This window comes from Variovorax sp. CCNWLW186, from assembly GCF_037203865.1.
Taxonomy (GTDB): Bacteria; Pseudomonadota; Gammaproteobacteria; order Burkholderiales; family Burkholderiaceae_C; genus Variovorax.
The window spans coordinates 372,770-385,232 of the sequence record NZ_JBBCBO010000002.1 but is presented as its reverse complement, the minus strand read 5'-3'; the positions used below and the strand labels follow the sequence as shown (position 1 = coordinate 385,232).

The following is a 12,463-nucleotide window of genomic DNA, read 5'->3' as shown; positions in this document are numbered from 1 at the left end:
CTGGCCGGTGGCCATGTGGATGCGGGGGCCTACGAGTACCGGCTGCATGCGGCCGATGCCTCGGGGGCGGGGGAGAATTGGTATTTGCGGTCCGGCATCATCATTGCGCCGCCGCCCCCTCCGCCCCCTCCGCCACCGCCCCCTCCGCCTCCTCCTGCGCCTCCTGCTCCCCCTGCGCCTCTGGGACCACCAGCGCCTGCACCTGCACCTGCACCTGCGCCGGCACCGGACGACGGCAACCCGCTGAGCGGCGACGGCGGCTCTCCCAACGCGCCGGCGGGCATCACGGTGCCTACCTACCGCGCCGAAGTGCCGCTCTACGCCGCGCTGCCCGAGCAGTTCCGCCAGTCCAACCTGGCCATGGTGGGCAACCTCCACCAGCGCGTGGGCGACGAGAACGCGGGCGGCGTCGGTATTGCCACGCCCAACCAGGGCCTGCGCCAGGGCTGGGCCCGCATCATCAGCATGGACCGCACCGTGAGCCAAGGCGGCACCGTCAGCCCCACCAGCGAAGGGCGCCTCACGGGCTTCCAGGCCGGCAACGACCTGTGGGCCGATCCGAACTGGCGCGTCGGCATCTACATCGGCCAGCTCGAGGGCGACGTGCGCGTGAGTGGCTTTGCACGCGGCGTGCAGGGCTACGCGGCCGGCTCCAACGACCTGCGCAGCCAGTACCTGGGCGCCTATGCCACCTGGAAGAACGACAGCGGCCTGTACCTGGACGGCGTGCTGCAAGCGGGCCGCCACCGCTACACCACGGCAACGGACCTGGGCGCCGCCAGTTCGGGCAAGGGCCGCAGCCTGCTGGCTTCGATCGAGGTGGGCCAGGCCTTCCGCATTTCACCGGAGTGGATCGTCGAGCCGCAGCTGCAACTGGTGCACCAGCGCGTGAGCCTGGACGACACCGGCATCGTCGGCGCCGTGGTGCAGCAGGACAGCCACAGCGGCTGGCTGGTGCGCGCCGGCGTGCGCATCAAGGGCGAGCTGACCACCGCCGCAGGGCCGCTGCAACCTTATGCGCGGCTCAACGTTTACCGCAGCAGCAGCGGCACCGACGTGACGCGCTTCACAGGGCCCGCGGCCTACACCGACATTGCCAGCCGCACGGGCGGCACGAGCACCGAACTCGCGGCCGGCGCCACGCTGCGGCTGACCCAGAACATGAGCCTGTACGGAGAGCTGGGCAAGTACTGGGCGTCAGGCGGCGGGGCGCGCACGAAGAGCGGCGTGAACGGCAGCGTGGGCGTGAAGATCCGCTGGTAGGGCTTGCCGACGCTCCTTGGGCCGTTATCGGGGAGAGACCACCACCGCAGCAGGCGCGTCGGGCATCGCCAACGGGTTGAGCCCCGGCTCCGCCACCCGCGTAAGCGTGTTGCGGTCGGTGTGATGGAAAGGCTCGGCCCGCCCCTGGATCTGCATCACGGTGTCCTGGTCGTAGGACCAGGTGCCGTCGGCGTTGATGGTGACCGTGATGTTCCACGCGAGCGTGGTGAAGGCTTCTTCGATGAACGGGTTGGACACGATGCCGTTCACCAGGCTGCCGCGCTCGGCGCTGAGCGTGAAGCGCGTGTCGCCGGCCTTGGCATGGCCGCTGGCCATGGCCACCTGGCCGCGCGGAATGGCCAGCGTGTGCATCACCGTGCCGGTGGCCGGCTCCCAGAGCCAGTAGCCCACCTGGTCGTGGTACATCTTGGTGAGGCCGGGCTTGTGGATGTAGGTGTGGTAGCGCAGGCCGTACAGCAGCTGCGGGCCGTTGGTCTGCGGATCGATGGGCTGCAGCTCGTAGCGCTCGACATAGACCTGCGTCTTGGGGCCTTCGCGCTTGGGCTTCACGTCCACGCCGCGGCTGCCCTCCCAGATGCCTGCCATGGCGCGCAGCGGCCCCAGGTTGGCAAGGGTGTCGGGGTCGGCATTCGGCTCGGTGTAGATGTCTTCGGTCATGGTGGGGCTGGCGATCAATGCGATCGCTTGGTGGTCTTCTTGAAATTCTGATGGGGCGGGCAGGCGCTAGTCGCCGTGCGCCGCCGACTTGTCGGGCGCGGCCAGCACGCGGTCGATGCGGCGGCCCTCGAGCGCGGCGATTTCGAAATGCCAGCCCGCGCATTCGATCACCTCGCCCGCCTTGGGCAGATGGCCCGAAACGGCCATCAGCAAACCTGCCACGGTGTTGTAGCGCCCGCGCTCTTCGTCGGGCAGCTCGCGAATGCCGAGCCGCGCGCGCAGTTCCGAAACCGGCATCAGCCCGTCGAGCTCCCACACGCCATCGGGCCGCTCGCGGGCCCAGGCGTCGGTAAGGGTGCCGGGCTGCAGCTCGCCGGTAATGGCCTCGAGCATGTCGCGCGGCGTCATGAGGCCCTGCACCACGCCGTATTCGTCGACCACGAACACCAGGCGGCCGCCGCGTTCGCGGAACTGCTCGAGCAGTTCCATGCCGGTAAGGGTTTCGGGCACGAACACGGCCGGAGCGGCCTCTTGCCCGAGCACGCCCGCGTGCTCGGTGCCCAGCCGCAGCAGATGCGCCACGCTGATCACGCCGACCACGTCGTCGAGCGAATTGCGGCACACCGGGTACCACGAATGCACGATGTTGAGCGCGCCCGCATCGGCCACCTTCTTCAGCGCCTGCGCCACGGTGTCCGAGGCGTCGAGCCACTCGATGTCGGCGCGCGGGATCATCAGCGACGACAGGCGCCGGTCGTCCAGGTGGAACACGTTGCGCACCATCTGGTGCTCGTGCTGCTCGATCACGCCGGCATCCACGCCCTCTTCCAGGCTGGCCGAAATTTCTTCCTCGGTCATGGAGCGGGCGGCGTTGGCGTCGATGCGCAGCAGCTTCAGCACGGTGGCCGTGGCGCCCGCCAGCAGCCACACGAACGGCTTGGCGCCCTTGGCCAGCCCGCGCATGGGGCGCGACACCCAGCGCGCCACGGGCTCTGGGTAGAGCTGGCCGATGCGCTTGGGCACCAGCTCGCCGAAGATGATGGTGAAGAAAGTGATGCCGGTCACCACCACCGCGGTCGAAACCACGCTGGCCGTGCCGCGGCCCATGCCCAGGTTTTCCATCCAGAGCGCGAGCGGCGCGGCAAAGGCCGCCTCGCCCACGATACCGCTGAGCATGCCGATCGACGTGATGCCGATCTGCACGGTCGAGAGGAAGTGGGTGGGTTCCTCCATCAACCGGAGCGCGGCTTCCGCGCCGGTATCTCCCGTCTCGGCCAGCGCGGCAAGGCGCGCGCGCCGGCTGGTTGAAAGGGCCATTTCGGACATTGCGAACAACGCATTCAGCGAAGTCAGCAAGGCCAGCAGGAGAACATCCATGAACAGGGGGTGAAAATAAGGAAATGGCACTTTACTTGATCGGCGACATCCAGGGCTGCGACGCCGCCCTCCAGAAACTGCTCGACAAGATCGGTTTTTCTCCCAGCCGCGACACCGTCGTGCTGCTCGGCGACCTGGTCAACCGCGGCCCGGATTCAGCGGCGGTGCTGCGCCGCGTGCAGGGCTACGGCGCGTCCGCGCTCAGCCTTCTCGGCAACCACGACCTGCACCTGCTGGGCGTGGCGCACGGTGCACGCAAACCCAGCCGCAAGGACACCCTGGCCGGCCTGCTCGAGGCGCCCGACAGCGAAGCCCTGCTCGAATGGGTGCGCCAGCAGCACATGGCGCTGCACATGCAAATCGACGGCGGCGACCTGCTCATGGTGCACGCGGGCGTGCTGCCGCAGTGGACGGTGGGCGACACGCTGGTGCTGGCGGCCGAGGTCGAATCGGTGCTGCGCGGCCCGGCGCTCGGCGAGTTCCTGCTCACCATGTACGGCAACGAGCCCGCGCAGTGGAGCGACACGCTCACGGGCAGCGCGCGGCTGCGCGCCATCGTGAATGCGCTCACGCGCATGCGCTTCTGCTCGGCCGAGGGGGTGTTGGAGTTCGAGAGCAAGGACGGCGCCGCCACCGCGCCCGAGGGCTTCATGCCCTGGTTCGACGTGCCCGGCCGCAAGACCGCGAACGCCACGGTCGCGTTCGGCCACTGGTCCACGCTGGGCTGGCTTTCGCGGCCCGACCTGCTTTCGACCGACACCGGCTGCGTCTGGGGCGGCTGCCTGAGCGCGGTGCGCATCGGCGCCACGCTGCATGAGCGCGAGCTGATCCAGGTGAAGTGCGAGCAGGCGCAGAAGCCGGGCTGACCGTCCGCGCGGCTAGGCGCCCGCGGCGGTCGCCACGCCAAAGCCCGTATCGAACGTGCCCTTCACATCGAGCGGCTGCTTGATGAGCCCCACCTGCCGGTAGAAATCCGCCGTGCCCTGCTGGTCTGCAATGACCTGCGCATCGATCGGTATCCACTTCTGCCGGCGGCGCTCGAACTGCAGCTTGGCCGCCTCGGGCGGAATGCCGATGATGCGGGCGAGCGCGGCCGAATAGGCATCGACGTTGCGGTACGACCAGAGCTGCGCCTTCACCACGCGCTGCAGAAAGTCTTGCAGCACCGGGCGCTTGGCGGCAATGGCCGCATCGGTGGCCGCCAGGTAGCTGAGGCCCGGCAGCAGCCCGCGGCCGCTGACGAGCACGCGCGCATGCTGGCTGACCTCCGCCATCGCGGTGTAGGGCTCCCAGGTGGCCCAGGCGTCGACTGAGCCCTGCGTGAGTGCGAGCTTGGCATCGGCTGGTGCAAGAAAGCGGATGTTCACCTCTTCGGGCTTGAGGCCGGCCGCCGTGATGGCCTTCAGCGTGATGTAGTGGCCGATGGACCCGCGGTTGGTTGCAATGCTCTTGCCCTTGAGATCGGCCGCGGTCTTGAGCGGTGAGTCGGGCCGCACCAGCACCGCCGTGCCGTACGAGTCCGAACGGTTGGCGCCGATGGCCTTGACGCGCGTGCCCGCGGCCAGCGCAAAGATGAGCGGCGCATCGCCGATGGGGCCCGAATCGACAGCGGCCGCATTGAGCGCTTCAGCCAGCGGTGCGGCCGCGGGAAATTCGGACCACTGGATGTCGTAGCCGAGGCCTTCGAGGCCGTTGGCCGCTTCGAGCAATGCACGCAGGCCGCCCTTCTGGTCGCCGGCCTTGAGCACCTGCCGGCCTTGTGCATTGGCCTGGAACGAAATGGCGGGCAAGCTGATGGCCGCGGCGGCAGCGAGGCTGTGCGTCAGCAGCCGCCGGCGCGATCGGTCGAGGTGTGGTGAGTTCATGGGTTCTCCGTGTGTATTGCGGGTAAAAAAACGGTCAGTGGATGAAGCCGCCCTTGATGAAGCGCACCGGCTCCGCGTCCATGCGGGCGATGAGCGCGCCCAATCCATCGGTGGGCGATGCCGCGCCCTGCCCTGGCTCCGCCGGTGTGCGTTCGCTGCGGCAGACCAGGTCGTCGTCGGACCAGCCGGCGTTGCCTGGCTCGCCGCGCACGCGCAGCCAGCCGTCGCGGTCGGCGATGAGTTGCGTGCCCGCGAGGCGGTCGGTCCCGGTGATCAAGGCCAGCGCCTCCCATGCGGCGGCGGACTGCACAACGCAATCGGCGCTGGCGCCCGATGCCATTGGCGACGGCGGCACCAGCAGCACCGTCACGAGCCGCGGGTCTTCAGCCGGCGCTGCATTGCCGGCGACGATGCGCACGCGCTGCCCGCGCCAGCTTGCGAGCGACCGCGCAGGCTGCGAGCCGCAACGCACCGCCATGTCGGGCAGGCCGATGGGCTGCGGCCAGTTGCCGAGCGCGCGCAGGCTCTGGCCCGCGCCCAGCGCCTTCATGTAGTCGATGAGCGCCCAGGCATCGGACACGCCGATGTTCGCGCCGAAGCCCGGCATCGTGGCCCTGCCATGCTGCGCATCGCGCGTGCCGTGAAGAATGCGCCAGAGCAGGTCGCCGTCGGCACGCCGCCACAGCAAGGGGCCGCTCAGGTTCGGCGGCCACACCGCCAGCGAGGCCGCAAGCGGGCCTTCGCCCCTGCCATCCACGCCGTGGCACGCGACGCAGTTCTGTTCGTAGAGTACGCGGCCCTTGGCGATGGAGGCGGCCGTGAAACCGGTCGGCGATGTCTGGAAACTTGTGGGCGTTGCCGGCACCAGCACCACATGCGCCGCCGGCCATGGCGCGGCGATCAGCAGCATCGGCACCACGCCCAGAAGGTAGAAGCGCGGGCGCCGCCACAGCAGCGCGAGGAGTAGCGCAAGCAGCGCTGCGGCAACAAAGACCAGCGTCCACGCGAGGCTGCGCGCCTGGCCCAGGTCGATCAGCAGGTTCTCGCCAGAGAGGCGCTGCGACCAAGGCCAGGCCGGCTGGCCGTGCACCTGCCGTGCGAGCCCGAGCGCATCGAGCACGCGCAGCAGCTGCAGCTGGGCGCCTTGCAGCAGGCCGATCAGCAGGTTGAGCCAATCGGCCTCGGGCGTGCTGTTCATGTCACCAGGTGGCGTCGAGCCCCAGGTGCCTGAGCGCCTCGTGACGCAACTCGGCGAGCCTCGCATGGCCGCGGTGGCGCGGATACGGCAGGTCGACCACGATCTCTGCCGCAACGCGCGCAGGCCGGTCGCTCAGCACGATCACCCGGTTGGCAAGGAACAGCGCTTCTTCCACATCGTGCGTGACCAGCAGTGCCGAAAAGCCCGCGCGCTGCCACAGGTTGACGAGCTCGCTCTGCATTGCGATGCGCGTGAGCGAATCGAGCTTGCCGAGCGGCTCGTCGAGCACCAGCAGCTGCGGGTCGTTGACGAGTGCGCGCGCCAGTGCCACGCGCTGCGCCATGCCGCCCGAAAGCTGGTGCGGAAAGACCTTTGCAAAGTCACTCAGGCCCACGAGCTTGAGCGCCTCGTCGACGCGCCCGCGCTGCGCCTTGAGCACGCCGCGCGCCTGCAGACCGAGCGCCACGTTGTCCCACACGCTGCGCCAGGGATAGAGCGTCGGGTCCTGGAACACGACGATGCGCGACGGGTCGGGCCGCGTGATCGGCGCATCGTCTTGCGTGATGCGCCCGGCCGTGGCGGGCTCGAGCCCGGCCACCAGCCGCAGCAAGGTCGACTTGCCGCAACCGCTCGGACCCAGCAGCGCGACAAATTCGCCCGGCCTCACGGTAAGGTCTATGTCGTCGAGCACCTGCAGCGGCCCCGCGGGCACATCGAACCAGTGGCTCACACCGCGAATGTCGATGTGCGCGCCGGCCTGGCGCACACCGGGTTCTGCGACAACGGTGGCTACCATTTGACGGTTCCCTTCTGCCACGACAGCACGCGATCGCGCACCTTGAACAGCAGCGTGATCAGGCCCGAGCACAGCACGGCCATCACGATCAGCGCGGCGTACATGTTCGAGTACGAAGCCCAGCCCTGAGCCCACGAGAGGTAGAAGCCCAGGCCGGCCTTCACACCCATCATCTCGGCCGTAACGAGCACCGAGAAAGCCGCGCCCAGCCCCATGAAGAGACCCACGAACACCTGCGGCAGCGCAGCGGGTATTGCCACGCGCAGCACCAGGAAGCGCTCGCTCGCGCCCATGGTGCGCGCCACGTCGTAGTAGTTGCGGTTCACTGTTGCCACGCCCGACCAGGTGAGCACCGCCACGGGGAAGCCCGTCGCCAACGCAATCAGGAACACCGCGGCCGCATAGCTCGATGGAAAGAAGAAGAACGCGAGCGGCAGCAGTGCCGAGGCCGGCACCGGCCCCACGAAACGCAGCACCGGATGCACCCAGTAGCCCGCAATGCGCGACCAGCCGATGGTCACGCCCGTGAGAAAGCCCGCGAGCGCGCCCAGCACGAAGCCGTGGGCGAGCAACCGGGTCGAATGCAGCAGGCTTTCGCCAAGGCGACGCCAATCATCGATGTAGGTTTCGATCAGGCTTTGCGGCGGTGCGAAGAACGGCGTGGGGAGCAAGGCAAGCTTGGCGGTCACGATCTCCCAGATGGCGAAGAGCACCGGCAGTGCGACGAGCCACGGGCCGGCGGGCCAAAGCAGGCGAGGGGCGCGGCCGGCGCGCGAGCCGAGCAATGCGATGGCAAGCAGCAGCGCACCGACTGCAATGGCGGCGATGCCGAACTCGGCGGTGTAGGCCCAGTCGCTGAAGCCCACGGCCTGGTTCGGCCAGTAGATGGTGAGCAGGCCGAGCGCAAGCCATGTCGCAGCGGCGGCGAAGCCGATGCGCCACACAGGTAGGGTTGTTGGGGTGCGGGCCGGTGTCGAAGCAGGAGCCAGCGGGCGTTCGGGCGCCGCTGCCGCCACCCTGGCCCTCCCCCGGAAGGGGAGGGAATCGAAGCCCAATGCGGGGTCGGGGGTGCTCATGCCAGCGGATCGAAGGAAACGTGTTCGGCAAAGCGCACCGGGTCGGTGGTCTTCTTGAGCACACCGACGCTGCGGAAATCGCGCGCATAGAACTCCACTTCGTCGCGCAGGTTCTTGCCAAGCGGATGGTGGCTGTGGGTGAGGGTGCCCAGCAGCGCGCGCAGGTCTTCCACCGGCACCTTGGGCGAATACTTGGCAAAGAGCCTTGCCGATTCGTTCGGGTTCTCGGCCACGTAGTCCGACGCCTGCGCAATGGCGCGCACGAGCGCCGCGACGGTCGGCTTGTCTTTGCGCACCAGCTCGCCGCGGGCGCCCACGATGCAGCAGACCTTGTCCTTGTATTCGCCGGAGAGGTTGCTTGCAATCTCCACGAAGGCGCCCTTGTTGCGCTTCTCGATCAGGTAGACGTTCGGGTCGCCGTCGGCAATCGCGTGGATCTCGCCCTTCTGCACCGCAATGTCGAGCAGGTCGGCCGGGTACTGGCGCCAGGTCACGTCCTTCTCGGCATCGATGCCGTTCTTCGCAAGCAATATGGAGAAGAAGTTCTTGCCCGGGCTTGCGATGTCCGAGACGCCGATGATCTTGCCCTTGAGGCTTGCAAGGCTGGTCGCGCCCGCGCTCTTCGCGCCCACCAGCCGCACGCAGCCGCCGTGCGAGCTGCCGACGATCTTCACGTCGAAGCCCGACTCCAGCGGCTTGAGCCAGCGGTGGATCATGCCCACCGCCGCATCGGCCTTGGCGGTGGCGAGCGATTCGAGCAGCTGGTCGGTGGAGCCGGTGTAGTTGATCAGGTCCACCTGCAGGCCGTTGCGCTCGAAGTAGCCGCGCTCTTGCGCCACCACAACTGGCGAAAGGCAGAACGCGGCGGCGTTCCAGGCAAAGGTGAGCTTGCGCGCCTGCTGCGAAAAAGCCTGCGAGGCGATCAGCCCGCCCGAGGCGACCACGGCGGCGGCACCGCCGGCGCGCAAGACGCTGCGGCGTGAAAGGGATGCGGTCATCGAGAACTCCGTTGGTTTTCTATCTTCAGTCCAGCAGCTCAGGTTCCGCTTCGACAAGGCCTTGGTAAAGACTGTCGAAGGAATGGATGGCCCCCTCCGGACCGCCGATCTGGCTGTGGGTGTGGCGTGCCGTGGCTTCGTCGATGGGCTGCGGCTTGCCGGCGGCTTCGGCCAGCAGTTGCGTGTGGCAGGCGTTGTCGAGCGCGATGTACCACCACGCGGCAGCCTCCACCGTGGGCCCCGCGGTAAGGATGCCGTGGTTCTTGAGAATGGCGCCCTTCTTGTCGCCCAGCGCCTGTGCAATGCGATCACCCTCGCTGGTGTCGACCACCATGCCGGTGAAATCGTCGAACAGCGCCACGTCTTCATGGAACACGCAGCTGTCCTGCGTGATGGTGTCGAGCTTGCGGCCCAGCGTGGACCAGGCCTTGCCGTAGGTCGAATGCGTGTGGGCCGCGGCAACGATCTTCGGGTTGTGCTCGTGGATGGCGGCGTGAATGGCAAAGGCGGCCTTGTTGAGCGGCCTGTCGCCGATCACGGTTTCGCCTTTCGAGTTGACGAGCAGCAGGTCGGACACCTTGATGCGCGAGAAGTGGATGCCTAGCGGGTTGACCCAGAAGTGATCCGTAAGCTCCGGGTCGCGCGCGGTGATGTGGCCGGCAAGCCCCTGCGCAAAGCCGAAACGTGCGAACAGGCGGAAGGCGCCGGCGAGGCGCTCCTGCCGGTGGCGGCGCTCGGCCTGCACGCTGGTGCGCGGTGGGATGGGGTCGAACCAGTATTTTTGCTGCGGGTTCGGGTTGCGCCGAAGCGCGAAGCCGGCATCCCAGTCGATCGACAGAACTGCACTCATGAAGATTTCCTCGTGTTGGGTATTGCTCCTTCCCCCTCTGGGGGAAGGCTGGGATGGGGGCAAGCGGCGCTTGAAGAGCCGCGGCGCGTTCAAAGGCCGCTTGCCCCCACCCCTGCCCTCCCCCGGAAGGGGAGGGAGAAAGTCAGGTCATGCAGCCTTTCGAACCGAGGCTGCGCGCTGCGCCACCAGCTCTCGCGTGCGCGGAATCAACTCGCGCCCATAGTCCGTCGCGTCCTCCAGCGGATCGAAGCCCCGGATCAAGAAGGTGGTCACGCCCAGGTCGTAGTAATCGAGCAGCGCATCGGCCACCTGCTCGGGCGTGCCGACCAGCGCCGTGCTGTTGGAGCGGCCGCCGATCTCTTGCGCGACGGCAGTCCACAGCCGCTTGTCCACACGCGGGCCCTTCTCGGCCGCAGCCAGCAGGCGCTTGGCGCCTTCGCTCTGCTGCGGGCCGCCGCGGTTGTAGCCCTGCACCACGCGAAGCCGCTTGGTCTCGGCCAGGATGCGGTCGGCGCGCACCCACGCGGCCTCTTCGGTCTCCGCGAGAATCGGCCGGAACGACACCGAGAAGCGCACGCTGCGCCCGTGCTTCGCCGCCTCGGCGCGCACGCGGGTGGTGAGCTCGCGCGCCTGGTCGAGCGATTCGCCCCACAGCGCATACACGTCGGCGTACTTGCCTGCGACGGGAATCGCAGCTTCCGACGCACCACCAAAATACACCGGCACATGCGGCTTGCCGTTGCGCGTCTGCACCGGCTTCACTTCCGAGAACGCATTCTGGAAGCGGTAGTGCGCACCCTCGTGGTCGAAGGGCTTCTCGCTGGTCCACACCTTGTGCAGCACCTCCAGGTATTCGTCGGTGCGGGCATAGCGCTGGTCGTGATCGAGCCAGTCGCCGTCGCGGCGCTGTTCCTCGTCGGAGCCGCCCGAGATGTAGTGCACGCCGAGCCGGCCGCCGCTGAACTGGTCGAGCGAGGCGAACTGTCGCGCAGCCAGCGTGGGCGCCACAAAGCCGGGGCGATGCGCCAGCATGAAGTGGATGCGCTCGGTGACCGACGCGGCGTAGGCCACCGTCAGCGTTGCGTCGGGGCTGGTGGAATGGTGCGGCACCAGCACGCGGTCGAAGCCCGCGTTCTCATGCGCCTGCGCGAACGCGCGCACATAGTCGCGGTCGATCGCGGGGCCCTTGGCTGCATGGATCTCCGAGACCTTCTGGCCCTGGATCATGCCGATGAATTCAACGTCGTTCTGGCTCATGGTGTCCTCGTGTTTTCAGGTGGATGCGTGGTTGTTCAGGCGGCGGGCAGGCGCAGCACGCTTTCGAAGCTGCGATCCCACAGGGGCTTCACGTCGGCCGGGCCATCGAGCACGCCGATCTTCAGGAAGGTGTCGGCCACCTGCTGGTGGCCGCGCACCACGGCATCGGTGACCGGGCCCAGGCTGTAGTCGCCGCTGCGGCCATTGAAGAGTTCGACCAGGTCGCCGACGGGCACGCGCGTCTCGGCCGATTGAGCGCGCGCATAGGCCAGGAAGTTGCCGTTGATCCATGCGAAGGAGCGCTGCAGGCGCTGAAGCAGGTCACTCAATGCCGCGCGGCGCAGTGCGTCGTCCAGCGCGCGCGGGTTGGCGTAGATGGGAAAGTTGCCCGAGAGATAGCCCACGCCGGTCTTGATGGTGCGCGCGCCGTACTGCGTGCGTGCCAGCTGGCCGTTGTAGCCGTAGATGGCCCATGCATCGAGATCGCCGCGCGCAAAGGCCGAAAGGCCGTCCGACGGCGTGAGGCTCACGGCCTGGATGTCGCTGAACGAGAGCCCCGCCTCGGCCAGTTGCCTGGCCAGGTAGTAGTGCGAAGTGGTGGCGCGCACATAGCCCACGCGCTTGCCCTTGAAGTCCGCAATGCTGCGGATCGGTGAATCCTTGCGTGCGAGCGTGGCCTGGTTGTTCAGGTCTTCATGCGTTACGGCCACCAGCTTCACGCTGGACTTCTGGCGCGCGGCGAATACCGGCGGAATCTCGCTCCCCGAGCCCAGGTCGAGTGCGTCGCCGTTGATAGCCTCGATGTGCAGCACGCCGTTGTTGAGCTCGCGCCAGTCGATCTTGTAGGGCGTGTCGGCTTGGCCCGAGGCCGTGAGCAACGGTCGCCACAGGCCCTTGTAGGTGCCCACGCGCAGGGTCACGCCGGAAAGGTCGCGTGCCGGTGCCGCGGCCTGTGCGGCGCCGGTTGCAGCCATGGCGCTCCATGCTGCGGCGGCCTGCAGCAGGCGGCGCCGATCGAGTGGGAATTCAGGTTTCATGCACCGGACCGTACCTGCGCACACGGCAAAAGCGAACGCAGAAAAACGAGTTTGCATATGCGGGATGC

Annotated in this window: 12 protein-coding genes; 2 read left to right on the top strand and 10 right to left on the bottom strand. The window is 68.0% G+C overall.

Annotated features, from left to right (window positions below; all coding sequences use genetic code 11):
- On the top strand, positions 1-1,263 hold a 1,263-nt coding region (locus V9K97_RS04280; RefSeq protein WP_337316463.1), incomplete at its 5' end, for an autotransporter family protein.
- A 24-nt stretch (positions 1,264-1,287) separates the two neighbouring features.
- Here the strand turns inward: V9K97_RS04280 and V9K97_RS04275 are convergent.
- Together V9K97_RS04275 and V9K97_RS04270 are read right to left on the bottom strand one after the other, a co-directional pair.
- Positions 1,288-1,941 carry an FABP family protein gene (locus V9K97_RS04275; protein WP_258501714.1) on the bottom strand — a complete coding sequence of 218 codons (654 nt, stop codon included), beginning with the start codon at positions 1,939-1,941 and terminating at the stop codon, positions 1,288-1,290.
- Positions 1,942-2,007: 66 nt separating this feature from the next.
- A complete protein-coding gene (locus V9K97_RS04270; RefSeq protein ID WP_337297813.1) occupies positions 2,008-3,318 on the bottom strand; it encodes a hemolysin family protein in 1,311 nt (436 codons plus the stop codon).
- 23 nt (positions 3,319-3,341) lie between these two features.
- Here V9K97_RS04270 and V9K97_RS04265 point away from each other — a divergent pair, with 23 nt between their 5' ends.
- Positions 3,342-4,184, top strand: a complete 843-nt coding sequence (locus V9K97_RS04265) for a symmetrical bis(5'-nucleosyl)-tetraphosphatase (protein WP_337316460.1) — start codon at positions 3,342-3,344, stop codon at positions 4,182-4,184.
- Between the two features lie 12 nt (positions 4,185-4,196).
- Here the strand turns inward: V9K97_RS04265 and V9K97_RS04260 are convergent, their stop codons facing one another.
- The 8 genes from V9K97_RS04260 to V9K97_RS04225 form a co-directional block, all read right to left on the bottom strand.
- Entirely contained in the window at positions 4,197-5,183 is a 987-nt protein-coding gene (locus V9K97_RS04260; protein WP_337316458.1) for an ABC transporter substrate-binding protein, read from the bottom strand.
- 34 nt (positions 5,184-5,217) lie between these two features.
- The gene (locus V9K97_RS04255) at positions 5,218-6,381 is read right to left on the bottom strand and encodes a c-type cytochrome (RefSeq protein ID WP_337316456.1); all 1,164 of its coding nucleotides are present in this window, start codon (positions 6,379-6,381) and stop codon (positions 5,218-5,220) included.
- 1 nt (position 6,382) lies between these two features.
- The gene (locus V9K97_RS04250; RefSeq protein WP_337316454.1) at positions 6,383-7,177 is read right to left on the bottom strand and encodes an ABC transporter ATP-binding protein; all 795 of its coding nucleotides are present in this window, start codon (positions 7,175-7,177) and stop codon (positions 6,383-6,385) included.
- On the bottom strand, positions 7,171-8,253 hold the full coding sequence (locus V9K97_RS04245; protein ID WP_337316452.1) for an ABC transporter permease: 1,083 nt from the start codon (positions 8,251-8,253) through the stop codon (positions 7,171-7,173). The genes V9K97_RS04250 and V9K97_RS04245 overlap by 7 nt, the downstream gene beginning before the upstream one ends.
- Positions 8,250-9,251 carry an ABC transporter substrate-binding protein gene (locus V9K97_RS04240; protein ID WP_337316450.1) on the bottom strand — a complete coding sequence of 334 codons (1,002 nt, stop codon included), beginning with the start codon at positions 9,249-9,251 and terminating at the stop codon, positions 8,250-8,252. Before V9K97_RS04240 ends, V9K97_RS04245 begins: the two co-directional genes overlap by 4 nt.
- A gap of 25 nt (positions 9,252-9,276) precedes the next feature.
- Positions 9,277-10,101: a class II aldolase/adducin family protein gene (locus V9K97_RS04235; protein WP_258501721.1), complete on the bottom strand. Its 825-nt coding sequence runs from the start codon at positions 10,099-10,101 to the stop codon at positions 9,277-9,279.
- 147 nt (positions 10,102-10,248) lie between these two features.
- On the bottom strand, positions 10,249-11,358 hold the full coding sequence (locus V9K97_RS04230) for an LLM class flavin-dependent oxidoreductase (RefSeq protein WP_337316447.1): 1,110 nt from the start codon (positions 11,356-11,358) through the stop codon (positions 10,249-10,251).
- Positions 11,359-11,393: 35 nt separating this feature from the next.
- Positions 11,394-12,395, bottom strand: coding sequence for an ABC transporter substrate-binding protein (locus V9K97_RS04225; protein ID WP_337316445.1), 1,002 nt, complete (start codon positions 12,393-12,395; stop codon positions 11,394-11,396).
- Positions 12,396-12,463 lie beyond the last annotated feature (68 nt).